General features: G+C 70.4%; 24 protein-coding genes. 5 read left to right on the top strand and 19 right to left on the bottom strand.

All coding sequences use genetic code 11. From position 1 onward, the window contains the following. The first annotated feature begins 73 nt into the window (after positions 1-73). The 3 genes from ACFVST_RS21595 to ACFVST_RS21585 all read left to right on the top strand — a co-directional run bounded on the left by ACFVST_RS21595 (position 74) and on the right by ACFVST_RS21585 (position 4726). Positions 74-490, top strand: a complete 417-nt coding sequence (locus ACFVST_RS21595) for a DUF6223 family protein (RefSeq protein WP_390154367.1) — start codon at positions 74-76, stop codon at positions 488-490. Further along, positions 487-2700 (top strand): MMPL family transporter, encoded by a 2214-nt coding sequence (locus ACFVST_RS21590; protein ID WP_390154364.1) that lies wholly within the window; start codon positions 487-489, stop codon positions 2698-2700. The genes ACFVST_RS21595 and ACFVST_RS21590 overlap by 4 nt, the downstream gene beginning before the upstream one ends. 415 nt (positions 2701-3115) lie before the next feature. Then, positions 3116-4726, top strand: a complete 1611-nt coding sequence (locus tag ACFVST_RS21585) for an adenosine deaminase (RefSeq protein WP_390154362.1) — start codon at positions 3116-3118, stop codon at positions 4724-4726. A gap of 100 nt (positions 4727-4826) precedes the next feature. On the opposite strand, the gene ACFVST_RS21580 is transcribed toward ACFVST_RS21585, so the two are convergent. The 10 genes from ACFVST_RS21580 to ACFVST_RS21535 form a co-directional block, all read right to left on the bottom strand. Next, positions 4827-5930: an FAD-dependent oxidoreductase gene (locus ACFVST_RS21580; RefSeq protein WP_390154359.1), complete on the bottom strand. Its 1104-nt coding sequence runs from the start codon at positions 5928-5930 to the stop codon at positions 4827-4829. Positions 5931-6067: 137 nt separating this feature from the next. Next, a complete protein-coding gene (locus ACFVST_RS21575) occupies positions 6068-7030 on the bottom strand; it encodes an ester cyclase (RefSeq protein WP_390154356.1) in 963 nt (320 codons plus the stop codon). Positions 7031-7105: 75 nt separating this feature from the next. Next, positions 7106-8218: an ester cyclase gene (locus ACFVST_RS21570; RefSeq protein ID WP_390154353.1), complete on the bottom strand. Its 1113-nt coding sequence runs from the start codon at positions 8216-8218 to the stop codon at positions 7106-7108. Positions 8219-8469: 251 nt separating this feature from the next. Further along, positions 8470-9105 (bottom strand): hypothetical protein, encoded by a 636-nt coding sequence (locus ACFVST_RS21565; protein WP_390154351.1) that lies wholly within the window; start codon positions 9103-9105, stop codon positions 8470-8472. Next, positions 9102-9620, bottom strand: a complete 519-nt coding sequence (locus ACFVST_RS21560; protein ID WP_390154348.1) for a hypothetical protein — start codon at positions 9618-9620, stop codon at positions 9102-9104. Before ACFVST_RS21560 ends, ACFVST_RS21565 begins: the two co-directional genes overlap by 4 nt. A 76-nt stretch (positions 9621-9696) precedes the next feature. Further along, positions 9697-10350: a hypothetical protein gene (locus ACFVST_RS21555; protein ID WP_390154345.1), complete on the bottom strand. Its 654-nt coding sequence runs from the start codon at positions 10348-10350 to the stop codon at positions 9697-9699. Beyond that, positions 10350-10664: a hypothetical protein gene (locus ACFVST_RS21550; RefSeq protein WP_390154342.1), complete on the bottom strand. Its 315-nt coding sequence runs from the start codon at positions 10662-10664 to the stop codon at positions 10350-10352. Before ACFVST_RS21550 ends, ACFVST_RS21555 begins: the two co-directional genes overlap by 1 nt. 61 nt (positions 10665-10725) lie before the next feature. Beyond that, positions 10726-11145, bottom strand: a complete 420-nt coding sequence (locus ACFVST_RS21545; protein WP_390154339.1) for a DUF4190 domain-containing protein — start codon at positions 11143-11145, stop codon at positions 10726-10728. Between the two features lie 101 nt (positions 11146-11246). Beyond that, positions 11247-11651 (bottom strand): hypothetical protein, encoded by a 405-nt coding sequence (locus ACFVST_RS21540; protein ID WP_390154336.1) that lies wholly within the window; start codon positions 11649-11651, stop codon positions 11247-11249. A 40-nt stretch (positions 11652-11691) separates the two neighbouring features. Continuing rightward, on the bottom strand, positions 11692-11850 hold the full coding sequence (locus ACFVST_RS21535; protein WP_390154333.1) for a hypothetical protein: 159 nt from the start codon (positions 11848-11850) through the stop codon (positions 11692-11694). 839 nt (positions 11851-12689) lie between these two features. Between ACFVST_RS21535 and ACFVST_RS21530 the strand changes: the two genes are divergently transcribed. Beyond that, on the top strand, positions 12690-12890 hold the full coding sequence (locus ACFVST_RS21530) for a hypothetical protein (protein ID WP_390154330.1): 201 nt from the start codon (positions 12690-12692) through the stop codon (positions 12888-12890). A gap of 140 nt (positions 12891-13030) precedes the next feature. Here the strand turns inward: ACFVST_RS21530 and ACFVST_RS21525 are convergent, their stop codons facing one another. The 5 genes from ACFVST_RS21525 to ACFVST_RS21505 all read right to left on the bottom strand — a co-directional run bounded on the left by ACFVST_RS21525 (position 13031) and on the right by ACFVST_RS21505 (position 17306). After that, on the bottom strand, positions 13031-13864 hold the full coding sequence (locus ACFVST_RS21525; RefSeq protein ID WP_390154327.1) for a hypothetical protein: 834 nt from the start codon (positions 13862-13864) through the stop codon (positions 13031-13033). A gap of 283 nt (positions 13865-14147) precedes the next feature. After that, on the bottom strand, positions 14148-14756 hold the full coding sequence (locus ACFVST_RS21520; RefSeq protein WP_390154323.1) for a hypothetical protein: 609 nt from the start codon (positions 14754-14756) through the stop codon (positions 14148-14150). A gap of 282 nt (positions 14757-15038) precedes the next feature. Further along, a complete protein-coding gene (locus ACFVST_RS21515; protein WP_390154320.1) occupies positions 15039-15695 on the bottom strand; it encodes a DUF1345 domain-containing protein in 657 nt (218 codons plus the stop codon). Between the two features lie 284 nt (positions 15696-15979). After that, the gene (locus tag ACFVST_RS21510; RefSeq protein ID WP_390154317.1) at positions 15980-16783 is read right to left on the bottom strand and encodes an IclR family transcriptional regulator; all 804 of its coding nucleotides are present in this window, start codon (positions 16781-16783) and stop codon (positions 15980-15982) included. 28 nt (positions 16784-16811) lie between these two features. Further along, a complete protein-coding gene (locus tag ACFVST_RS21505) occupies positions 16812-17306 on the bottom strand; it encodes a VOC family protein (RefSeq protein WP_390154314.1) in 495 nt (164 codons plus the stop codon). Positions 17307-17456: 150 nt separating this feature from the next. Here ACFVST_RS21505 and ACFVST_RS21500 point away from each other — a divergent pair, with 150 nt between their 5' ends. Beyond that, positions 17457-18296 (top strand): fumarylacetoacetate hydrolase family protein, encoded by an 840-nt coding sequence (locus tag ACFVST_RS21500; protein WP_390154311.1) that lies wholly within the window; start codon positions 17457-17459, stop codon positions 18294-18296. Positions 18297-18533: 237 nt separating this feature from the next. On the opposite strand, the gene ACFVST_RS21495 is transcribed toward ACFVST_RS21500, so the two are convergent. The 4 genes from ACFVST_RS21495 to ACFVST_RS21480 are packed head-to-tail and all read right to left on the bottom strand — an operon-like array spanning position 18534 to position 23476. Next, a complete protein-coding gene (locus ACFVST_RS21495; RefSeq protein ID WP_390154308.1) occupies positions 18534-19976 on the bottom strand; it encodes an aldehyde dehydrogenase family protein in 1443 nt (480 codons plus the stop codon). Then, entirely contained in the window at positions 19973-21109 is a 1137-nt protein-coding gene (locus tag ACFVST_RS21490; protein ID WP_390154305.1) for an NAD(P)-dependent alcohol dehydrogenase, read from the bottom strand. Before ACFVST_RS21490 ends, ACFVST_RS21495 begins: the two co-directional genes overlap by 4 nt. A gap of 31 nt (positions 21110-21140) precedes the next feature. Then, positions 21141-22724 (bottom strand): bifunctional 3-(3-hydroxy-phenyl)propionate/3-hydroxycinnamic acid hydroxylase, encoded by a 1584-nt coding sequence (locus ACFVST_RS21485; RefSeq protein WP_390154302.1) that lies wholly within the window; start codon positions 22722-22724, stop codon positions 21141-21143. Then, positions 22721-23476 carry a zinc-binding dehydrogenase gene (locus tag ACFVST_RS21480; RefSeq protein ID WP_390154299.1) on the bottom strand — a complete coding sequence of 252 codons (756 nt, stop codon included), beginning with the start codon at positions 23474-23476 and terminating at the stop codon, positions 22721-22723. The genes ACFVST_RS21485 and ACFVST_RS21480 overlap by 4 nt, the downstream gene beginning before the upstream one ends. Positions 23477-23492: the final 16 nt, after the last annotated feature.

The raw sequence follows: 23492 nt of genomic DNA, 5'->3' as shown, positions 1-23492 counted from the left end.
ACTCACGGTGCGCATCGGGCAACTCACGGTGTGCATCGGGCAACTCACGGTGTACGAGGAGAAGGAGCACCCCATGTCCGTCCGTTACGTGCTTGCCGCGCCGGTGGCCGCGTATGCCTCGGTCCCGCCGGTCGCCGTCGGTGCCTCTGACCTGACCGTCGGGCGGCTCGTGGGCGCTGTGGCCGCGTTGGTGGCGTTGGCCGGTGTGGTCGTCGGCGCGCTCGCTCTGGCGCGTTCCTCCGGTCGGATCGGCGGGAGAGGGGGTGGTGTGGCCCTGGTGGCGGGTTTGTTCGGTGTGGTCGTGGGTGGGGTGGATCTGGCGGTGGCCGATGGCGGTCCCGGCACCGGCAACGGCGTGGTCGGTGGTGTCGTGGCGGTGGTGCTGGGGCTGGTCGCCGTGGTGCTCAGCAGGCTGGCCCTGGTCCGTTCCCGCTCCCACCGTGCCGGGCGACCGGCCGACGGTGCCGAGCACGAGGGCGCGCACCAGTGAGGAAGGAACCGGGACTTGAGAAGCCGATGACGGCGACCGGGACCGCGCCCGCGGGCGGGGCTCTGGCGGGGCTGGGCCGGTTCTGTTTCCGGCGGCGCCGCCTGGTCCTGCTGATCTGGATCGTCGGTGTGTTCGCCGCGGCCTCGGCCGGCTTCGGCTACGGCGCCGCCCCCGACAACGACTTCTCCGGCGGTGACTCGCAGTCGGCCAAGGCGCAGCACTTGCTGGAGCAGCACTTCCCCAAGGAACAGGGGGACCGGCTGACCCTCGCGATCAAGGCCGACCGGGGCCGCGTCGACGATCCCGCCGTCAAGCGGAAGGTCGTGCAGGTCATCGCCGATCTCGCCGGCTCACCGGTGACCGGGCCGGTGACTTCGCCGTATAGGGACAGGAGCCTGGTGACGCCGGATCGTCGCATCGCTCGTACCACGATCCCGCTGAGCGGCAGGGAGGTGGCGAAGGACGAGGTCAAGCCCTTGGTGGATGCCGTGAAGGACGCTTCCGGCGGCGGCGTCACGTTCGCGTTGGGCGGGTACATGGCGGAGAAGGCCGAGACTCCGGCGCAGGGTCCAGCCGAGAGTGTGGGTCTCCTGGCCGCGGCGGTGATCCTGTTCATCGCCTTCGGGTCACTGGTGGCGATGGGCTTGCCGCTCGTGACCGCGCTCCTGGCCATCGCGGTCGGCCTCGCACTGACGAAGCTGGTGGGGCATGTGTTCCCCGCGCCGGATTTCACGCTGGTCTTCGGCGCGATGATCGGCCTCGGCGTCGGCATCGACTACGCGCTGTTCATCGTCACCCGCTACAAGGACGGTCTCCGGGACGGCGACGACCCCGAGAGCGCCACGGTCAGGGCCGTCGACACGGCGGGGCGCGCGGTGCTGTTCGCCGGTACGACGGTCGTGATCGCCTTGCTGGGCCTGCTCGTGATGGGGCAGCGGCTGATGACCGGGCTGGCCGTCGCCACCTCGATCACGGTGCTGATCACCATGATCGCCGCGGTGACGCTGCTGCCCGCGTTCCTGGGCTTCACCGGCCACCGCGTCAACTCCCTGCGCCTGCCCCGCCGTTGGTCACGCGGGACCGGGGACGTCGGTGCGCCGCCCGAGGAGCGCCGTACGCTCGCCGCGCGGTGGGCCGGTGTGGTGCAGCGCAGGCCGCTGGTGTCCGCTCTCGCCGCCGGCGGGGTCCTGCTGATCCTGGCCGCCCCTGTGCTGTCGATGCGGCTGAGCCAACCCGACGCCAGCGTCCAGCCCCACGACCGGAGCAGCTACCGCTCGTACAAGATCCTCTCCGAGGGCTTCGGCCCGGGTTACGGCGCTCCCCTGGTCTTCGCCGCCGAGACCGGCGCCGGGAGCGCCGGTCTGCGTCCCGTCGTCGAAGCGGTCGCCGGGACCGAGGGCATCGCGTACGCCACACCGCCCCGAGTCAGTGCGGGCGGCCAGGCCGTCACCTTCACCGCCTTCCCCACGACCGGCTTCCAGGACGAGGCGACCACGAACCTGGTGCACAAGCTCCGCGACGAGGTGCTGCCCCAGGCCACCGGCAGCGGCAAGGTCCTCATCGGCGGGCCGAACGCCGCCACCATCGACACCGCCGACGAGTCCGGCTCCCGGCTGCCGCTGATGATCGGCGTCGTCATCGCACTGTCCGTGGTGCTGCTGATCGTGCTGGTCCGCTCGGTCACGATCGCCGCGCAGGCCGCCGTGATGAACCTGCTGTCGATCGGCGCCGCCTACGGTGTGCTGGTCGCGGTCGTCCAGTGGGGGTGGTTCGGCACCGCCCTCGGGTTCCCGGCCGCGATGCCGGTCACCACCTGGGTCCCGATGATGATGTTCCCGGTGCTGTTCGGCCTGTCGATGGACTACCAGGTGTTCCTCGTCTCGCGGGTCCGTGAGGAGTACCAGCGCACCTCGGACACCCGCACCTCCGTCGCCACGGGGCTGGCGCGGACCGCCAAGGTGATCACAGCCGCGGCCGCCATCATGATCGCTGTCTTCACCACCTCCCTCCTCGGCCCCGATGTCGCCGTCAAACAAGGAGGGTTGGGCATGGCCGTCGCCGTCCTCATCGACGCCACCCTCGTCCGGATGGTCCTCGTCCCCGCGGTGATGGAACTCTGCGGCAAGGCCAACTGGTGGATGCCCGGACGCCGGACACCGAAGACACCCTCGACCACACCGGCCAGGGCCGAGGAAGAGGCCAGGGCCTGAACTCTCCTCGGTCTCAGGTGAGTTCGTGGACGAGGACGGTCTTGCCGACCGTGGCCCCGTCGCGCAGGGCGGCCAGGACGCGGGGCCTGCTGGATCGGGGCGCGCTCGCTCGACGTCGCGAGGCCGCACAACTGACAGTACCGACAGCCGAGTTGGCCAAAGCGCGTGACGGTGAGGGGCGCGGGAAAGGCGGCGGACGGGGTGCCCATCCGATGGTCGCCGCAACTCCCCACCTCCACAACAAGGTTGGGCTGCATAGGGACATGGACGTCGGGCGGTGACGACGGCGGCGGCTTAGCAGTCATCGGGCAGTCGATCGGTCGGCATGATCGCCGCCCACTCGATCGGGTGGACGTTTCCGCCGATATACGCGGTTCGGGCGGGGCATCTCCTCCTCGAACGCGATCATTCGGCCGTGATTCCAACATTCCGGACGGCACACCGTCCCAAGTCACTGCTTCCGGCCGGGCTCGGCGCGCTCTCCGCGCTGTCCCTGCTCGCGGCTCTTCCGGCCGCCGCCGCCCCCGCGAAGGAGCCCGCGCCGCGGCCCGCCGCGCAGGCCGCGCACCGCCCGGTGACCCCGGCCGAACGCCGGACCTCCGTGTACCTCGACTCGCTGCGGGACCGGCCGGAGCGGCTGAAGGAGTTCTTCAAGGGGCTGCCCAAGGGGGGCGACCTGCACAACCATCTGTCGGGCGCCGTCACCACGGAGTACCTGATCAAGCTGGCGGCCGAGAAGGGGTTGTGCGTCGACGGGTCGATGACGGCCGTCGCGCCGCCGTGCGGGCCCGGCAGGCGGCCCGCCGCGGACGCCCTGACCGATGCGGCGTTCCGGCAGCAGGTCGTCCGGGCCTGGTCCATGCAGGACTTCCCGCCGGGCGAGTCCGGGCACGACCACTTCTTCGACACGTTCAGCAAGTTCGGCATGGCGACCTGGTTCGCCCGCGGCAAGATGCTCGCGAACGTCGCCGACACCGTCGTCAGGAACAACCAGTTCTACCTGGAGACGCTGGTCACGCCCGCCTCGGACAGCGCCAAGAAGCTGGCCGACCAGGTGGGTTACGACGCCGACCCGGCGGCCCTCCTCCGCAAGCTCGTGGCGGGCGGGAAGCTCGACCGGGTGGTCGACGAGGCGATCCAGGAGGCCGACGACACCGACGCGCAGTTCCGGGAGGCCGCGCACTGCGACACCGCCCGCCCCGCCCCGGGCTGCCGCCTGCCGGTCAAGTGGATCTCCCAGGTGTCCCGGGGCAGCTCCCCGGCCCGGGTGTTCACACAGATGGCGGTCGGGATGCGGCTGGCGGAGCGCGACCCGCGGTTCGTCGCGGTCAACCTCGTCCAGCCCGAGGACTGGCAGAGCTCGCTGGACCACTACAGCCTCCAGATGCGGATGCTCAAGTATCTGCGCGGCCAGTACCCGGACGCCCATCTCACCCTGCACGCAGGTGAGTTGGTGCCCGGCCTCGTCAAGCCGGAGGACCTGACCTTCCACATCCGTGAGGCCGTCCTCGTCGCCGGGGCGGAGCGCATCGGGCACGGCGTGGACCTGGTCCACGAGGACGACTGGCGGCAGCTCGCGCGGACGATGGCGCGGCGCGGGGTCGCGGTCGAGGTGCCGTTCAGCAGCAACAAGCAGATCCTCGGCATCGCGGGGGACGAGCACCCGTTCAACGCCTACCGCAGGTACGGCGTCCCGGTGGTCCTGGCCACCGACGACCCGGGGGTCTCACGGATCGACATCAGCCAGGAGTACCGGTACGCGGCCCGTACCTACGGGCTGAGCTACACCGAGCTGAAGGACCTGGCGCGCGCCTCGCTGGAGTACGCGTTCCACGACGGCCGCGGCCTGTGGACCGCGGGCAGGGCCCGGTCCGGCTACCGCCCGGTCCCCGTCTGCCGGGGCAGCCACCCGGGTGACGACCGCCCGAGCCCGCGCTGTGCCCGCTACCTGGCACAGAACCCGAAGGCGGCGACCGAGTGGCGCCAGGAGGTGGCCTTCGCCGCCTTCGAGCGCGACCACCGCTGAGGCGGCCACCGGGCCGGAAGGCCCACCGGCCACGGGGCGGCCCGGCACGACGCCGGGCCGCCCCTTCCTGTTCCCCCGCTGCCCAGCCGCCCCCGTCACATCAGCAGAACTCCGGGAGCGGCAGCGTGGCCCGGGTGAACAGCCGGGTCAGCAGCGCCCTGGGCATCCCGCCCATCATCCGGTCGCGCACCGGGGCCGGCAGAGCACGCATCCGCAACATGCCCCGGGCCTCCTTGAAGTGGTTCAGCACCCGGGGATGGCGGTCGCCCTCGTAGGTACGCAGGGCCGCCACCGGGTCGTCGGAGCGGGCCAGCCGGGCGGTGAGTACGCCCGCGTCCTCCATCGCGAGGCAGGCGCCCTGGCCGATGGTCGGCAGGATCGGATGCGCGGCGTCGCCGAGCAGCGTGATCCGGCCGCGCCCCCAGTTCCGTACCGGACGCCGGTCCCATGCCTGGCCGGGGAAGAGCTGGTCGTCCGGGGTTCGGGTGACCAGGTCACGGACCACTTCCGGCCAACCGTCCCCGGTGGGCGGTTCGTTGATCGAGCCGTCCACGAACCAGTACACCCGGCCCCTGGTCAGCGGGAAGATGCCGCAGGTCCCCTTGCGTCCGAAGTGGAACTCGCCGCCTCCGTACGTCCAGCCGCCGCGGTCGACGACGCCCTGCCAGCTCTCCAGCGGGTTCTCCCTGCGGTCGTCCCGCCCCTGCGGGAGCAGTCCCCGGCGAACCGTGGAACCCACCCCGTCCGCGCCGACGACGACATCCCCGCGCAGCACCTCGCCGTCGGCGAGGGTCACCGTGCCGTCCGCGTCCGCGCCGACCACCTCGGCGCCGAACCGGACGTCGGTCCCGGCCTGCGCGATCAGGGTGTCGAGGAGTTCCGCACGGGTCACGCCCTGTCCGGTGACGTCGTAGGTGTCCTGGAAGAACCGCAGGTCGAGGGAGGCGAGTTGCTTCTCGGTCGCGCCGAACATCCGGGCCCGGTCGAAGGGCTGGCAGACCTTCAGCACCGCCTCGTACAGGTCGTCGCCGCCGGAGCGGCGCAGCGCGCGCAGGGCGTTGGGCCAGACGGTGATCGCCAGGCCGTCCCGGCGCTCCGTCGAGCGCTCCAGGACGGTGACGTCCCAGTCCTGCCGGGTCAGCATTCCGGCGAGGGTGAGGCCCCCCACCCCGCTGCCCACGATGATCGCGGACCGTCTTGTCATCGCTGATCCCCCTTATTTCTCACGGAAGTTGTGGTGCCGTACGTGCCAGACGTGCCGTACGGACTTCGGAAGCGGAGCGCCGGCACCGGGCCAGAGGGTCAGTGGCCGCCGGCCGGCGCCCGCGTACGTCATGGTGGTCAGTGCAGGCCGAACGGGTTGATGGCCCGGTAGTCGAGACGGCTCCAGTGCTCGACGAACCGGCCGTCCTCGACCCGGAAGACATCGGCCCGGTTCAGCCGGAGCTCCTTGCCGGTGCCCTTCTCATGACCGTGCCAGACCCAGAGGACGACGACCCTGTCGTTGCTGGCGACGGTGTGCTTGACCTCGAAGGACAGGTCGGGAAAGCGCTCGCGGTAACTGCGCAGGTTGTCGGTGAGGCCCTGCAGGCCGGGCTCCACGCCGCGCTGGTGCTGGATCAGGTCCGGTGCGATGGCGCCGGGCACCGGGACATGGGGCCGCCGGTAGTAGGTCTCGACGGTGTAGAGCAGCGTGCCCAGATTGCGGCGCTGCTGAGGGGTGCCGCGCCAGTCGGTGCGGGTCGCGGGCTGGTCCCCGCCGGGCCGGCTGATGCCGAACGCCTCCAGGGCCGCGTAGTCGAAGACATCCCAGTGCTCGGCGATCCTGCCGTTCTCCACGCGGTACAACTCGGCGGTCTCGGAGACCAGTTCCTTGCCCGTCTTGACGTGGTGCCCCTTGAAGGTGGCCACCAGCAGCACCTTGTCTCCCTGCGGGACGACCTCGTGGATGGTGCCCGTCAGGTCGGGGAAGAGGCTGAGGAAGAGCTTGTAGTCCTCCAGGTAGCCCTTGAGCCCCTGCTGGAGTCCCGGGCTGTGCTGGATGTAGTCGTCGCGGATGAACTCACCTGCGCGGTCAAGCCGTTGCTGCGCCAGCACCTCCTGGTAGAAGCCCAGGACGACCCGCTTGCTCTCCTCGCCCCGGGTGTCGGTGTGCGGCTGCCGGGCAGCCGCACCGCCCGGGACGGCACTCGCGTTTCCCCAGGTGAACGCGGCGAGCAGCAGGCCCACCACACTCACCAGCAGGAGACGGCGGAGCCTGCCCTTCTTCCGCAGGCGCTCGCCGTTCTTCTCTCCGTTGTTCACTGACTGCGTTCCTCTCACGGTGGGTGGGACGGGGATCGGTGGTTCGAACCGGGGTGCCTGCCGCGCGGCGGGGGCCTAACTCCCGCTGCTGCGACGTGCCTTGAGTCCCAGCCAGGTGAACCGGGCGGCGGCGGTGAAGGTGTGTGCGAGCTGCCCCAGCGGGCCGGTGCCCCGCGGCGGTACGACACCCAACTGGCCGAGCATCCCGAGGTAGTCGGCCTCCTGGTGGAAGGTGACGAGGCGGCCCTCGTCGTCCCAGCGCTGGACCAGAACCTCCTCCATTTCGACCCGGCGACCGGTGGGCGGGATACCCATCAGCTCACCGCGGTGGGTCCCGGTGAACCCGACGCGGCAGGCGATGTACGGACCCTCCGAGACGAGGTCGAGAATCTCCACCCGGAGATCCGGCTTGGCCTGCCACAGATGCAGCATCAGCTCCTTGAACCCGTCGTTGCCGAGCTCGGGGCGGCCCGGAAGGTGCCATCGCGCGTCGGGCCGGGCGAGGTCGTCGAGAGCGGTCAGGTCGTGCTCGTCGAAGGTGCGCGCGGCCAACTCCCGTGCCTTGGCCTTGAGTTCGGGGCGTGGCCCGTCGCTCTGGGCCGGGTGCTGGGCGGCGGCCCCTCCGGACGCGGTGACGGTGGGTGGCAGCACCGTGTCCGGGGCTCCGCCCGCTCTGCCGGCCTTCACCTGGAGCACCGCGAAGCGTGCCATGAGCTTGAAGGTGTGGGCGATCTGCCCCAGCGGACCGGCGCCCTCCGGCGGGGTCATTCCGAGCTGTTCCAGGGTGCCCAACTCGTCGGCCTGGTGCCACACTTCGGCGATCCTGTCGCCCTCGAAGCGCAGCATGGTGGTCTCGCTCCTGCGGACCGGAAGGCCGGTGGGCGGAACACCCATCAGTTCGCCGCGCTGGGTGCCGGTGACCTCCGCCCACAGCACCACACGGTCGCCCTCCTGGATGAGGGCTCGCGTGCGAATGGCCAGGTCGGGCAGCGCGCGACGCAGTTCCGCGGCCATCTTCTGGTACGCGGCGGGCCCACACAGATCGGGGACGCCGGGGTAGTGGCCGACGAAGTCAGGGCTCAGACATGCGTCGGCGAAGCCCAAGTCGCCCTGGTTCCAGACCAGTTCGGTGAGCTCGGCGACCCGCTTCCTGAGGTCGGTCCCTACCGTGTCTGCTGTGTTCGCCATCAACAACCTCCCTGACCGGAGCGGGTGGCTGCCCCGCCGCCCTGACTGATCCCGGCGGCACGCGGACGGATACAAGGCGTTGCCGCGTACCGGCCAGATCAGCGGAACCCGGCGAGAGGGCTGCTCGTCACCTTCCGGTCGCCCGGTGCCGGCCAGATGAGGTGTTGCTGGTTCAGGCGCGAGTTACACCGACGACGCCCGCGTGACCCGCCACGAGTCCTGAGCACATCCCGTCGAGGCCCCGCGGCCGCTCAGCTCGGTCCCACGTCGACCAGGACCAGCCGGATCTGCCTGGGGCCGTCCCAGTCGCACTGGATCGTGTAGCCGACGTCCAGGCCGGTACTGGTGCCCGGTCCGGTCGACCAGCCCAGCCGCGTGCAGGTGCGCTGTGGGTCGTCGGCGAAGGAGGAGATCCAGCTCTCGACGACACCCTCCTCGATCCCGTACAACGCGACGCCGGTGCGCAGTTCCGCCACGAGTGCGTCGTTGTCGCGCGGGTGCAGCCGCAGGGTGACGCTCCTGATCTCCGGGTCGCCCGGATAGTCCTCGACGGCGATGTCGTCGGCTCCCAGCGCGACCAAGCCGTGCGGTGCGTCGATGGTGACCGCGATCGGGTGCTGACGGTCGTGGGTGGAGGCCCAGGTGGCGCTGTCGTCGGCGGAGGCCAGGCCCACGTCGGACTTGAGCAGGTGGCTGCTGCTCCAGTCGAGGTGGGCCTTCCGTGTGCTCGCGATCTTCTCCGCGCCCGCTGGACTGAACGACGAGTTGCCGCCCCTGCCGTCGAGGGGTCCCTCCTTGGGCGCGCTGCTCACCTGGCAGCCGAAGCTGCTGAAAAGGGCAACGGCGACCACCCCTGCCGCCACCGTCCGGCCGATCCGTCGTCTCACGTCGTCTCCCGCTGATCAGCCACTTGTGACACCGCAGACGACAAACTTCCGGGTCGGCCCGGAGAAACGCCGAACCAGAAGAGCGCGAGAGCGAGTTCGTCGATCGCGTCGCTGGGCTGGGAACGTTCGAGCACCGACCTGCCGAAGCTGCCCTTACGCCCGACGGCGACCATCCGGCCGTCCAGCGACAGCGTCGAGCGCCAGCGCCGCGTGTGCCGCACCTCATAGCTGCGGCCGTGCAGTCCGATCGACCCGTCATGGTCCCGTCGGCGCGATGGCTTCGGCCTCCCGTTGTCGACGACGGCCTCGCCGGCCGGGCCCGCGCCGTCGAGAAGCTGCACCGTGTGCTGCCGGTTCGGCCAGAGGCGGATGAGCTGCAGACGGGCGTTCCGCTCCTGCTGCGTCCAGGTCGCCCGGCGGTGCCCCTGCGGATCACGCAGGCACACCGTCGTGCCCTCGGCGTCGCTCGTGGCGGTCCACCCGAACGGGGACGCCTGTGTCTTGGGTTCGCGCATCGCACCTCCTTCATTCCCATGTCCCGTCCATGTCCCGGCTCGTGCCGAAGTGAGCGGTCCAGCGTTCAAGCAGCGGTCAGAGAGGCCCGTACGTGGCATTGCCGACGGGGTCGCGCCACGTGAGGAGGTCCTGTTCGAGCAGGGCGCGGAACCGAGGATCGTTCTCGGCTTTCCGGCGGAACGTCTCCCGGGACCGGCCCATGATCGTGGAGGGCACCAAGATGCAAGCCACGAGGAACAGCACGATCAGGACGTACGCACCGATCAACGCTGCCGCCGTGGATCCTCCTCGCGCCCCGCTGTTGAACGCGCCGTAGCCGAACAGCGCGCCGAAGACGATGGCGAAGAAGGCGACCATGCTGATGCCGCCCCGTGCCGATCCCGGCCCGCGCGTGATCAGAGTGCGCCGCGTGCTGGGCAGCTTGGACCGGACCCGGCGGCAGCCGAGGATCCCGAAGACCAGGAGCCCGGCTCCGATGATTCCGAGGGCGGCCAGAGGTCCGACGCCTCCGCCCATGACAGTGATGAAGACCCCGGTGAGCATGAGAACCGCGCCGGCCCCGATCCCCGCTCCCCAGGCTGCTGTCAAAGTGCCCTGGGTGTCGGCCAGTTCGCGCAGACGGGAGCGGGCTTCCGGTGGGCTCAGCCGGGCCAGGTCCGGGGAGAGCCAGTACTCCAGTGGCCGCTCCGGCAACGAAGAATAGGACAAGCGCCCCAGCCGATCGTCCATCACTTGTCCTCCTTGTTGACGGAGAAGTACCGGATGAGCAGGCCGAGCAAGATGAGAGCCATCACGAGCCCGAACACGCGGGATCCTGCCAGGGCCCAGGACACCGTGCTGTCGCCCCTGATCGCCATGACGATGACATCGATCGCGATCATGCCCCCGCTGCTGCCGGCCTGCGACCGTGTGCCCGAGCCGTTCAGCGCGACCATCGAGCACGCCACCCACCCGAGCCAGGACGCGAAGAGGCACCAGAGAACAGCCTTCAACTGCCAGGCCATCCTCTTCCTGGGGACGGCGTTCCCCCGTGACGTCTCCATGGCGTTCTCTTTCCTTCTTCGATGATTCGATGACCCGGCCGATGACGTGATCGGACCGCGGTCAGGGGTGGTGGACGCTCGCGGCGTAGTGGCTCACCAGCAGCACCAGCGTCCAGAAGAGAACGGTGAGTGCCGTCGTGATCCAGCCCACGACGACAGCAGCCACAGCGGATCCGTTCGGGACCCCGGTCTTCCTGCTCTGAGCCCGGGCCACATACCCCAGCACCAGCCCTACGACCGGAGCCAGGACCGCCAAGACCAGTGCGACCGCGCCGAGTGTCCTCGCGTGGCTGCCGTCCCGCCTTCCGGCGCGCACGGCCTGGAGGACAGCGAGACCGAAGACCACGACGCCGAGAGCGATCACCACGGTTCCCGTGGTGGCGAAGCCTCGCGCCAGAGCGTCGAAGCTGCGAGTGTCCCCGCCTCCTCCGAGCACGAACAGCAGATAGGGGAGGACGCAGATGCCTCCGCCTGCCAGCATCACGGAACCGCCGATGAGAATTCCCGCGAGCCCTGGCCCCTGCGAGGAGCCCTTTCGGGGCACCCCGGATCCGCTCTGCCCAGGTCCAGGGAAGGCCGTACTCATCGGTCCCCCGGATCCGGAGTGCCGCGGCTCCGGCGGATCTTCGTGGCCCGGTACTCGTCGCGGGCCAGGCCGAAGAAGTACCACCCCAGCAGGCCGGCGAAGACCGTCACGAACAGGACTCCCCACGGGGCGGAACCACCGCTCGCGAGGGGGAGGAACACCACCACGAGGGTGCCGAGGCCGAGCACCACCATGAGGCAGAAGAGGATGCCCATGCCCCACCAGGTCCGCACCTGGGGTGTTCCACTGCCGGCGAGAAACCCGATTTCGTCCTCGCGATAACTGTGGAGTTCACCGTTGGTCGTGGATTGGAGGATTCTCTTTTCGCCCCGGGCGAGGGCTGCGCGATGTTCGGCGTACACCTCATCATTGCGGTGTTTGCGATCTCTGTCGTAGACCATGTCTCAGTCCTGCCTGTCGGGCGTCGTAGTCAGTGCGGGCTCAACTGCCCAGGAGCAGCCGCAGGAAATAGAACGACCCGAGGCAGAACGCGGCCATGAACGCGAACATGCAGCCGAGCGTGGCCCGACTGACCTTCTCGACCGGATACGACTCGGTGGGCTTGCCGGGATTGACGCACACCGCCAAGGCCTGATGCATCGGCAGCGGCCGGGTTTTACTCCAGACTGTCTCTCCCTGATATGTCTGACCGTCCGGCCGACGTACTGATAGACGCCGATGTAGGAGCTCGACAGCGGCAGGTCGCCACCAGAGCTCACGCCAGGCACTGCCTTGTGGTCGACGATGGCGGCCTGGACATGGGGCCAGGTGCGCATACCCATCTCGCGATGCCTGAGTTTGCGCATCTGGAACGCCGAAACCAGGATCACGATCAGGACGAACCCGCCCCAGCAGCTCCACGCCACGGTATGAATGGTCGTCACGAGCCGGCCTTCCTTTCACGACGACTCATCGCAATGCGCCCCATCCTCCGGCGGCCCGGCAGATTCCTGCTGCTCACGCATCCCCCTACGATCGGCTTTACCTCTCACCCCATGTGTGGATTCAACACCAAACCGACGGCAGCCACTGACCACCGGCTTATGAAATCGATCACGGCAGAAGACGTTTCGCACCGCCAGATGGTTCTGCTCACGACCAAGGACCCCCTACAGCCTGGCAACAACTCGTCTGTCGGGCTCGAAGCGCTTCACCGTGGGCGCACAACAAAGCAGAGCCCGCAACCGAACTGATGTGAGTCCCGGCATGAACCGCTCACAGACGTCAGCCGCCGACCGCAGATCTGCGGGCGGCGGGTGACGTAAATCCCGTTTGCCTTCTGTGGCCCAGTGATCCCCGCCACCACGCGGGGGCCGCGGCAAGGAGTTGGCCAGTCCGCGACGGCCTTCGATCGGCGGTGGGACGTTCGCGTGCGTCACCATCCGGCCGCCAGGTGGACCATGTAGGCGGCCGACGCTACCGAGAGGACCGACGACTGTGTGCGCGTCGCCGACACCGCCCTCGTCCCACCCGGTACGCCGACCGTAGTCACCGGCGCGCACACGGTCGCCGAGGAGACGACGCTGTTCGCCGACCGGATCCGCGCCAGCACACCGATGCTCGTCGAGAGCCGCCCGGCCCACGCCATCGCCCCCGGCGGTCACCTACTCGCGGTCATCACCCTCGCCACCCGGGACTGACGGGTCGCCCGGATCGACATCAGCCGACCCTCCGGGCACACGGCGTTCGCCATGCGGAAACGATGACTCCGGCCGGCCCGCGTACGCGCGGCGAGGCTGTGCACGGCGGACGGGATCACCCCACCACGCCCGGCACCTCCTCACCCGTGCCGCAAGGTCACCCCCGAGCGGGTTCGGAGGCGGTGGATCTCCCACCAGGAGAGGGCGGTCACCGTCGTCGGGCCGCCGATGAGCATGGCGTATGCGAGGGGTGGTGGGCCGGCGGGTAGGCCGTTGAACAGGGCGAGTTCCCAGACCAGGATGCTGGTCAGCAGGGCGGGGAGCGCCGGGTGGACCGCGGCGACGCCGAAGCCCGTCTGTACGACGGTGGCCGAGGAGAACAGGAACAGGCACAGCGACCAGATGATGCCGATGAGACCGGCGAAGGTCGGCCATCCGTCCAGTGGTGATCGGCCGATCAGGGACGTGAGGGCGAGCGCGGCGGGGACGAGGGCGATCGTGCCGATGTAGCAGGCGAGTTTGCGCAGCGGGCCGCGTACGGCGGTGCGCATGGGGCGGCGCCGGTGGGCCGGCGCGCACAGGATGAGGATCGAGACCACCACGGGTGCGGTGGCGATGAGCAGCCAGGGTGTGACGAGGAGGGCGATCGAGCCGTCCGAGAGGATGTCGCGGAGGTTCTGGTACCCGATGGCGTAGATGGCCACGGACACCGCGATCGCCACCCATGTCCGGAACTTCTTCACGCGGTCCACCGTCTCGTCGTGCCCAGGGGCGGACGCCGCGGCGGGAGGGGTGCGGAAGATGCGGGTGGCGGTGACGCGGGCGCTGCGCAGGAAGACGTAGAGCAGGGGCACGGGGAAGAAGACCAGTAGTAACAGGATGACCAGGGGCGCCAGTTGGCCGGTCAGGGGTGCCAGCCGGCGGGGCAGTCGCCGCTGGAGCAGTGTCGACAGCGGGGGCCATTCTCCGGGCACCGTAGGGGGATGGGGCGGAAGCGGTGGCGGGGGTGGTGGCTGAGGCGGGTTCCGCGGATCGGGTCGGTACGGTCCTGTCGATGCGCGCGTCCGTCGTGGCGGGTGCGGCCCGTTGGGCGCGCCGGAGGGTCGTGTGGTCTGTCCAGGCCGCGGCGTAGTCACTTCTGGTCTGCCTCCCGTTGTTCTCGAACTCCCGGCGGTGTCCGGCGGACCGCGCTGTACGGGGGCCGCCATGTACCACTACGGCGGCGGGGCCCGTTCGGTTCCTTCTCGTCCCTCTGGTTCATGCCGATGGATGAGCGGTGGGGGCGGGAGGCGTCGTGCCGCGGAGCCGGTCCTCCAGGTACGGCACCATGCCCCGTTCCAGGAGCGCCTGGTGCCACGCCTGCCGGGCCGCGGCCTCGGCCGGGTCGACTTCACGGAGGTGGTCCGCGTACGCGACAGCCCGATTGCGGCCCGCGCTCACCAGCAGGCCGGCGAGACCGAGGAGCGCGGCGAGCGCCGCGACGGCCGCGGCGCACCACCCCGCGGTCACCAACTCGCCTGCCGGACTGGTGGTTTGGCCGGTGAGGCGCAGGCCGTAGCCGAACACGAGGAACACCAGCGCGGCCATGGCGGCCAGCACCGGGATCAGGAACCCCAGCGCCCCGAGGAGGCCGCGGCTCCGGCCGGCTGTCGGCCCGGCACCCTTCTCGCCGCCGCGGACGGCGGTGGCGCGCCGGCGGCGGTAGTGGCGGTACTCGTGCTGGGCGGCGGCCATGATGGCGGCGTGGTCCTTCAGCGCCTGGGTTCGCAACTGCTCGGTGGTGTAGGCCCGTTGGGCGTTCTGCGTCCGGTCCGCACCGCGCCGGGCGTCAAGGATCTGAGGGGACTTCAGCGCCCGATCGAGCACACCCTCGAAGTCTCGTCTGTCCTCCGCACTGAGTCGGCTGAATCGGCTCACGCATCCCCCCGAAATTCGTCAAGTCCGGCTGTCCGCCCGCCACTTCGCGCCGAACACCGCTCCCGCTCCGGTCCCGTCCGACCCCGGCGTCGACCGCCCGCAGCACCTCTTCACGCTTGCAGCCTTGCGCAAACTATATGACTGTCGATCCGCGCGGTCGCCCCTCCCCGCCCCCTCTCCGCCCCTCAGCCCGCCGCGCGAGGTGTGCGGGGAACGTGAAGTCGGCTGCTGTCAGCCGCTGTTGAGGGCTGAGACGACGCTGGCGACGGTGACGGTGTTGAACACGAAGGCGACGACCGAGTTGACCGTCACCGTCCGGCGCATCTCCCGCGACAGCACCACGACGTCCGTCGTACCGAACGTCGTCATCAGGGAGAACGCGAAGTAGACGTAGTCACCCCAGACCGGGAGCTGCTCGCCGGGGAATCCCAGGCCCCGTTCGTCCTCCACCAGATTGTCGGCCTGAAAGCTGACGGCGAACGCCACGGCCACGCAGACCCAGGCGACGGCGACCAGGGCGAACGCCATCGAGATACGGGGAATCCGGCCCAACTCGGAAGGGACGTGCCCGGGAAGCCAGACCATCGCCACCAGGAGCGCGGCCGCGGCGATGAAGGTCGACACTCCCGGGCCGGGCGCCGTCCCCAGGACATACCGCTGAAGCACCGTGCCCCGGTCTTCGCGGCGCGCCCAGTCGCATACCTGTTCCGTGTCGGCGGCCGCGAACGCCGCGGAGGTGAGCAGCAGATACGTGAGGAGGTAGGCGAGCAGGACGAGGGCGCCGGTGTCGGCCGCCGACACCCGCGCCCAGCCCCGGTCGACGCCCAGCAGCACTCCGGCGGCGGCGGCCGCGATGCAGGTGCTGGTTGCCGACGAGGAACCGTCCACCTGGCTGATGGACCGCCTCCCTGGCTGAGTCGATCGCCCGGTCTGCGGTGCACGGGGCGGCGTGGGGCGCCATCGCCGTCGCCGTCGATGAAGTCCCTGCCGTAACTCCGGGCTCAGGCTTGCCGGTTGTGCGGGATTGCGCGTGCCGGGAGGTTGACGGCGAGTAGGCAGAGGGCCACCGCGGCGGCGAAGGTGGCGTAGAGCAGCGGGGACACGTACGGGGGGGCTGGGTCGTGGGTCGGGTCGGCGACTGCTCGTCGGCGAAGGTGGAGAAGGTGTCCTGGTCAGTCGTCGACGACCGCGAGTTGGTCGCTGGCGGATTCGGCGGCGTCGCGGACCGCTGTGACCACCTCGTCGAGTCGGCGGTCCGGGATGCGGTGTTCCAGTGCGGCGATGCTCAGGGCGGCCACCACGTCTCCGGAGGAGCCGCGGATCGGGGCGGCGATGCCGAGGATGTCGGCGTCGAGTTCGCCTCGGCTGACGGCGAAACCGTCGTGCCTGATCTGCGCGAGCCGCTCCATGAGGGCGTCGACGTCGGTCATGGTGCGTGCGGTGAAGCGCTGGAGCCGCTGGGCTTCCAGCAGTTCACGGCATTCCTGCTCGGGGAGCCGGGCGAGCAGGGCCAGGGCGGAGGCGCCCGCGTTGGCGGGGAGCATACTGCCGCGTTCGTAGGAGATCCGCACCGGATGTTCCGCCTCGCACCGCTCCACGCAGATGGCGAAGCCTCCGGCGCGGCGGGTCAGCAGGACCGTCTCGCCGACCTGCGCGCACAGCTCCCGCATCAGGGGCAGGGCGATCTCCGAGAGTCCGTACCCGCGGCGGGCGAGGCGCGCCAGTTCCAGTACGCGCAGGCCGAGACGGAACCCGCCCCGGGGGTCCTCTTCCAGGAAGCCGCTGCCGACGAGGCTCTGCAGATAGCGGTAGGCGGTGGAGCGTGCCGTCCCCAGCGCGGTCGCCACCTCCTGGCCGGAGAGGGACAGCCTGTCCTCCGAGAACAGTCCGAGGATGTCCAGCGCTCGGTCCGCGGTCGAGTTGCGTTCCCGGTACTGGCCCGCCGGAGCAGCCATTTCCGACTTACGTCCTGTCATGCAGGACATCGTACGCGAACCCGCCCAGCTACTGGACCGGCTGGTATGCGGCACCGCCGTCGCCGAGGAGCCGCTCGGCCTCCGCGTGGATCTCCTCCGGCGAGCGGCTGAAGTCGATGGTCTTGCGGAAGGGCTGGCGCACCTCGCGCTCGATGCGCAGGTAGACCTCGTTGCGGTTGCCCTCGGGGTCGAAGAAGTAGATGCCGAAGGCATTGCCGTGGGTCACCTCCTGCTGGACCCTGACGCCCTCCGCCTCGAACCGCCGGTGGAAGGTCCTGAGGTCCTCGATCGACTCCACCCGCCAGGAGATCTGGTGCTGTTGCCTGTCCCCGAAAGGGGAGGTCCGTCCGGACTGGAGGACGAACTCGTGGTGCTCCTCGTCGGGCCGCGCGCTGAGGAAGACGATCGCCAGGCCCTCGTCCTCGTCCGTCACCGTCAGCCCCATGACGCGCTCGTAGAAGTCCCGCATCTTCGGCAGGTCGTAGACCCACAGTCCGGTGTGACCGAGTCCGGTGATGGCCATATCGGCTCCTTCGCGTCGCACGTGTTTTGTCTTGAGCGTCTTGCCTTGCGTGGCTCGTGTGTCTCATTTTGCAGGACAGATATCCTGTATTTCGCGACTAGAGTACGATCGGGTCCGGATTCAGTCAATGAAGGAAGAGGTGCATCAGGTATGCGACTGGCGACTCTGCGGACGGGCGACGGCACCCGGGCGGCTCGGCGTGAGGGGGATTCCTACGTCCTGCTCCCCCAGGCCGACGTGGGCGAACTGCTGGGTGCCGGGGGCGACTTGGCCCGGGTGGGTGCCGCGGCTGGCAGCGAGGTCGTCGACGCGGCCGAGGCGGTCTTCGCCCCGGTGGTACCGCACCCGAACAAGATCATCTGCCTGGGGCTGAACTACCTCACGCACATCAGGGAGATGGGGCGGGACACCCCGCGTTATCCCACCCTGTTCGCGAAGTACGACGCCTCCCTCATCGGTGCCGCTGACCCGGTCGTCCTGCCCACGGTGAGCGACACCGTGGACTGGGAGGCGGAACTGGCCTTCGTCATCGGCCGGAGCGCCCGCCATGTCCCGAAGGCCGAGGCGCTCGGCTACGTGGCCGGGTACACCGTCAGCAACGATGTGACCGTGCGCGAATACCAGCGCCGCACCCGGGAGTTCCTGGCGGGCAAGACCTTCGAGGCGACCACACCGCTGGGGCCCGAGCTGGTCACCGCGGACGAGTTCGGCGGCGAGGAGCCGGACCTGGAGATCCGCTGCGAGGTGGACGGTGAGGTGATGCAGTTGTCCCGCACCTCGGACCTGCTGTTCGGGATCGCCGACATCGTCGCGTACATCAGCGACATCATCACGTTGCGGCCGGGCGATGTGATCCTCTCCGGCACTCCGGGGGGCGTCGGCGACGGCCGCGATCCCAAGGTGTACCTCAAGGAGGGCCAGGTCCTGCGGACCGTCATCGAGGGCCTGGGCGAGACCCGCAATGTGTGTGTCCGCGAGGGGCGGGGCTAGGCCGTGTCGTTTGGATCTCCGTGGAGCAAGGAGCGGGGTCTGGTGCGTGCTCTCGGTGCGCCGGCCAAGCGCCCTCGTACTGGACGTACTTGGGCGTTTGGCCGGCGCGGCGAGAGTGCGTGCCAGGGCACGCGACGCCACGGAGATCCAAACGACACGGCCTAAGGCTCGACCGCCGTGGCGTGGGTTGCCGTGGCACGGTGGCCCACGCACGGCAGCCCACCGCGGGAGCCTTCGTCAGCCGGTCCGGGGTGTGTGGACCAGGTGTTTGATCTCCTGGAACTCCGCCAGCGCCCGGGGGCCGTTGAGCCTGCCGAGGCTGCTCTGCTTGAAGCCGCCCTCCTCGAACTGGTCGCGGATCACGCCCCAGTCGTTGATCCAGACGGTCCCGGCGTCGAGTCGCCGCCCGACCCGCAGCGGCCGGTCGACGTCCCGGCTCCAGACCGAGGCGGCGAGGCCGTACTCGGTGGCGTTCGCCCGGTGCACGGCGTCGTCCTCGTCGTCGAACACCTCGAAGGTGGCGACCGGTCCGAACACCTCCCGCTGGATGATGGGGGCCGCGAGGTCGTCCACCTCCACCAGGCTCGGCCGCAGATAGGCGTCGTCGCCGTCGGGTGTGAGCAGTCCGCCCCGGACGAGGATCCGGCCGTGGTCGGCGGACGCGGCGACCAGGGAGTCGATACGCAGGGCCTGGGCGCGGTCGATGACCGGGCCCATGGCTGTTTCCGGGTCGGCGTCGGGGCCGACCGGGACCGCCTCCACCGCGGTGATCAGCCGGTCGCGCAGCTCGTCGGCCGCGGACCGCTGGACCAGGATGCGGCTGCCGGCCATGCAGAACTGGCCGGAGAACGTGGTGAGGGCGGCGGTCAGCACGGGCACGGCCGCGTCCAGGTCGGCGTCGTCGAAGACCACCATCGGGGATTTGCCGCCCAGTTCGAGTGAGCAGCCCTTCAGCCGCCGGGCGGCCTCCGCCATGATGACGCGGCCGACGGCCGTCGAGCCGGTGTAGCTGACGACATCGGTACCGGGATCGGAGACCAGGAGGGGCGCGCCCTCGTCGCCGGACTCGGTGAAGGCGTTGACGACGCCGGCCGGCAGTGCGGTGGTCTCCGCGATGATCTCGTACAGCAGGCCGTTGGTCAGGGCGGTCTGGGCGGGCATCTTCATGGCGACGGTGCAGCCCGCGGCCAGGGCCGGGGCGAAGGAGCGCACCGCCAGGATGACCGGGGAGTTCCACGGGACGATGACGGCGGCGACGCCGGCGAGCTGGTGGAGCGTCATCGAGTAGCTGTGGGGGGCGGTCTCCGCGGCGCGGCCGGTGTCGGTCAGGGCGAGGGCGGCGTTGTAGCGCAGCTTGGGGATCGCGGCGTCGACTTCCATGGCCGCGTCCGCCCGTCGTTTGCCGTTCTCCAGGGAGAGCAGGTGGACGAGTTCGTCGCGGCGGGCGGCCATCCGGTCGGCGAGTTCGGACAGGGCGCTCGCTCTCCGCTGCCGGTCGTGGGCCCAGGGGGTTTCGTTGAAGGCGCGGCGGGCGGCGTCGATGGCGCGGCGGGCGGTGACGGCTCCGGCGTCGGCGTAGGTGCCGATGGCCTGCCCGGTGGCGGGTGCGCGGGCGGTGCCGGCCGCGTGTCCTTCGTGCCACTGTCCGTCGATCAGGTTGCGGGCGTGCGGCAGGCTCAACGTGCCTCTCCTGTCCGGTTGTTGAAGCGGATCACCGGTTTGATGGTGTGCCCGGAGCGGGCGTCGGCCACCGCCTGGTGGAGCTGGTCCTCGGTGTAGTGGCGGACGAACTTCTCGTAGGGCAGGCGTCCTTGGCGGGCCAGGTCGATGAGGGCGGGGATGAAGGTGGTGCGGTCGCTGCCGCCCTCGGTGACGCCGCGGATGGTGCGGCCGTCGATGAGGGCGTTGATGTCGAAGGAGGCCCGGCTGCCGGCGGCGGGGGCGCCGATGACGGCGACGGTTCCGTCGGCGGTGATGGCCGTGGCGGCGAGTTCCAGCAGTGCGGGGACGCCGGTGGTTTCCACGATGTACGTCAGGCCGCCGGGGCCGGCCAGGTCGGTGAGGCGGGAGCGGAGGTCCTCCGTGCCGCTGTCGATGGTGTGGGTGGCGCCGAGTTCGGTGGCGAGGGCCAGCCGTGAGGGGACGACGTCGACGGCGACGATGGTGCGGGCGGGGGTGAGGCGGGCCGCCATCACGGCGGACAGTCCCACCGCGCCGGCGCCGAAGACGGCCACGCTGTCCCCGTAGCGGGGTCGGAGCAGGTTGAGGATGGCGCCGGCTCCGGTCTGGATGCCGCAGCCGACGGGCGCCAGCAGGGTGAGCTCGTCCTCGTCCGCGACGTCGACCCGGACGACGCTCTGCGCGGCGACGACGGCGTGCCGGGCCAGCGAGGACTGCCCGAAGAACAGGCCGCCGAGCGGTGTGCCGTCCTCGGTGCGGATCGGGGTGCTGCCGTCGGCGCGTGCGGCGCGGAAGTTGAGGGGGAAGTAGGTGGGGCAGGTGGTGGGGCGGCCGGTGCGGCAGGCGTCGCAGTGGCCGCAGGAGTTGAAGGAGAGCACGACGTGGTCGCCGGGGCTGATGCCGGCCACGTCGGGGCCGACGGCTGCCACGGTTCCCGCTCCCTCGTGGCCGAGTACGGCGGGGAGCGGGGTGGGCAGGCGGCCGGCGAGGACGGACAGGTCGGTGTGGCACAGGCCGGCCGCGACGAGGCGGACGAGGACTTCGCCGGGGCCGGGGTCGTCGAGGACGGCGCGTTCCCAGTGGAAGGTGTCTTCGCCGGGGCGGGCCACCGCGACGGTGGTGGGAGTGGGCAAGGCTTCTCCTGCGTGGTCGTCGGCGAGATCCTCAACTGGTCTTCTGGCGCAGTGTGTTGGCGACGGCGGGGATGTCGTCCGGTCCCATCACGGCGGCGATATAGCGGTCGGGCTTGACCAGGACGAACCGGTTGCGGGCCGCCGCGAGGGCGTCGTCCAGGCGGCCGTCGGCGTCGGCGATGGCTTCGCGGGCCGCGTTCGCCGGTGGCAGGCGGTCGTCCAGGAGTACGTCGATCCGCTTGATGTCGAGCCGGTCGTCCGGCCACCCGGTGTTCTCGAAGTGCCGCCAGGCGGCTTCCGGGACGTTGACGCCGAGCAGTGCGTAGGACGGGCCGAGGACCTGGTCGAACCACCGGGGGTGCAGGCTCGGTGGGACCAGGACCCGCGGCTGGGGGAGCTGGGTGCCCGTCAGTGCGTGGGCTCCGGCGACCAGGCCGGCCTGGTGCCGCGCGGGGGGCCGGAAGCGCATCTCGGTGAGGTAGCGGCGCCCCGGCGGTGTGCGCAGCAGGGCGCGGGCGGCGGCGTCCCGGAGGAGGGCGCGGCGTGGGTCGGTGGTCATGACGATGTCGCCGAGGCGTTCCGAGTAGCGGACCATCGCGGTGGCGTGGGGGCGCCGCTCCGCCTCGTAGGTGTCGAGCAGGCGGTCTCCGGCCCGGCCGTGCCACACGTCGTCGATCTTCCATACGAGGTTGGCGGCGTCCCTGATACCGGAGTTGAGGCCCTGGCCGGCGAAGGGCGGCATCATATGGGCGGCGTCGCCGAGCAGCAGGGTGTGGCCCGCGCGCCACCGGTCGGCGACGACGGCGTTGAAGGTGTACGCGGTGCAGCGTTCCACCTGGTCCTCGGTGAGGGGCCGGTAGGGCGCGACCAGGCCGCGCAGGGTCTCGAAGCCGGGCCGGACTCCTTTCTCGCCCTCCCCGGGCCGCAGCAGGAACTCGTAGCGGCAGCGGCCGCCGCGGCCGGGCACGATCACGGTGGGCCGGCCGGGGGTGCCGTGGTGCATTCCGTAGCGCTGGTCGTGGTGGTCGCCGGTGGTGTCGGCGACCAGCCAGACCTCCTGGTGGCTGGCGCCGGTCATGCCGATGCCGTGCAGTTCGCGCAGGGTGGAGCGGCCCCCGTCGCAGGCCAGGACCCAACTGGCCTGGAGGGCTTGGGTGTTGGTGGCGCCGGGTGCCCGGATGGTGGCGGTGGCGCCGTCGGGGTGGTCGTTGACGGTGACCAGTTCGGTGGCGAAGCGGATGTCGGCCTCGGGGTGGGATTTCAGCTCGTCCAGGAGGAGTTGCTCCAGTTCGGGTTGGGCGAACTGGTTCTTGAACGGGAAGCCGAGGCGGTAGGGCTGCGGGCCGCGCGCGTGGAACAGCGGGCGGCCTTTGCGGTCGTAGTAGCGGGTGCCGGTGCCGGGGACGACGATCTCCAGGATCTTGTCGGCCAGGCCCGCCGTCTGAAGGGTGCGCAGGGACTCGTCGTCCAGGCTGATGGCCTTGGCCTCGTCGCTGGTGGCGGCGTTGCGCTCGACGAGGATGAGGGGCACGCCCCGGGCGGCGAGGAGGTTGGCCGCGGTCAGGCCGACCGGGCCGCCGCCCACGACCAGGACGGGAAGCCGTGCGGCGGTCATGGGTTGACCACCGCCATCCAGATCGGCTCCGTCCGGTCCCGCATCGCGGCGACGGCTTCCCCGGCCGCCGCCAACGGGTAGCGGTGGGTGATGAGTTCCTCCGCGTCCAGTGCGCCCCGTGCGAGCAGGGTGAGGGCTTCCTGGGCGTCCGTGCGGGTGCAGGCGCGGGTGCCGACGACGCGCCAGCAGTTGACCATGACGGCGATCATCGGGAGCGTCAGCGGGCTGCGGTTGGCTCCCATGTGGACGAGGCTGCCGCCGGTGGCCAGCGCGGCGAGCGCCTGGGAGGTGGCGGGTCCTTCCGGTACGAAGTCGAGGACGGCGTCCGCGCCTTGGGGGACGAGGGTGCGCAGGGCGCGGGTGAGGCCGCCTTCCTGCGCCCAGTCCGACGGCAGTTCCTCCAGTGCCACGACGTCGGTGTGCACGTCGCCTGCGAGTGGCCGGACCGCGTGCAGCCGTTCGGCGCTGCGTCCGACGAGGACGAGGCGGGAGACACCGAAGTGCCGGGCCAGTCTGACGGTGGCGGTGCCCATGGTGCCGGTGGCGGCGGTGACCACGAGGGTGGCGCCCAGGGGCAGTTCGGCGCGTTTGAGGGCGCGGATGGCGTTGGCGAGGTCGTGGACCTTGGCGCCGACGTCGAAGGACACATGGTCGGGCAGCGGGTCGGCCAGCCTGTTTTTACCGGGCTGTTTCGGTGCCGGTGATCCGGTGAGTTCGGGTACCGGTGGATCTCCGGTGAGTTTGGGAGCCACTTGGTCTGATGGTGTG

The sequence above is a fragment of the Streptomyces sp. NPDC058045 genome, from assembly GCF_042885635.1.
Lineage (GTDB): Bacteria > Actinomycetota > Actinomycetes > Streptomycetales > Streptomycetaceae > Streptomyces.
Note: the sequence above shows the minus strand (reverse complement) of the source record. Positions and strands in the feature narration are given on the sequence as shown.

What these genes read in the sequence shown, in the direction of transcription:
- ACFVST_RS21595 (WP_390154367.1), top strand. Translation starts at nt 74, where the DNA reads ATGTCCGTCCGTTACGTGCTTGCCGCGCCGGTGGCCGCGTATGCCTCG.
- ACFVST_RS21580 (WP_390154359.1), bottom strand. Translation starts at nt 5,930, where the DNA reads ATGACAAGACGGTCCGCGATCATCGTGGGCAGCGGGGTGGGGGGCCTC.
- ACFVST_RS21570 (WP_390154353.1), bottom strand. Translation starts at nt 8,218, where the DNA reads ATGGCGAACACAGCAGACACGGTAGGGACCGACCTCAGGAAGCGGGTC.
- ACFVST_RS21560 (WP_390154348.1), bottom strand. Translation starts at nt 9,620, where the DNA reads ATGCGCGAACCCAAGACACAGGCGTCCCCGTTCGGGTGGACCGCCACG.
- ACFVST_RS21555 (WP_390154345.1), bottom strand. Translation starts at nt 10,350, where the DNA reads ATGGACGATCGGCTGGGGCGCTTGTCCTATTCTTCGTTGCCGGAGCGG.
- ACFVST_RS21550 (WP_390154342.1), bottom strand. Translation starts at nt 10,664, where the DNA reads ATGGAGACGTCACGGGGGAACGCCGTCCCCAGGAAGAGGATGGCCTGG.
- ACFVST_RS21545 (WP_390154339.1), bottom strand. Translation starts at nt 11,145, where the DNA reads ATGCTGGCAGGCGGAGGCATCTGCGTCCTCCCCTATCTGCTGTTCGTG.
- ACFVST_RS21540 (WP_390154336.1), bottom strand. Translation starts at nt 11,651, where the DNA reads ATGGTCTACGACAGAGATCGCAAACACCGCAATGATGAGGTGTACGCC.
- ACFVST_RS21535 (WP_390154333.1), bottom strand. Translation starts at nt 11,850, where the DNA reads ATGCATCAGGCCTTGGCGGTGTGCGTCAATCCCGGCAAGCCCACCGAG.
- ACFVST_RS21510 (WP_390154317.1), bottom strand. Translation starts at nt 16,783, where the DNA reads ATGACAGGACGTAAGTCGGAAATGGCTGCTCCGGCGGGCCAGTACCGG.
- ACFVST_RS21505 (WP_390154314.1), bottom strand. Translation starts at nt 17,306, where the DNA reads ATGGCCATCACCGGACTCGGTCACACCGGACTGTGGGTCTACGACCTG.
- ACFVST_RS21500 (WP_390154311.1), top strand. Translation starts at nt 17,457, where the DNA reads ATGCGACTGGCGACTCTGCGGACGGGCGACGGCACCCGGGCGGCTCGG.
- ACFVST_RS21485 (WP_390154302.1), bottom strand. Translation starts at nt 22,724, where the DNA reads ATGACCGCCGCACGGCTTCCCGTCCTGGTCGTGGGCGGCGGCCCGGTC.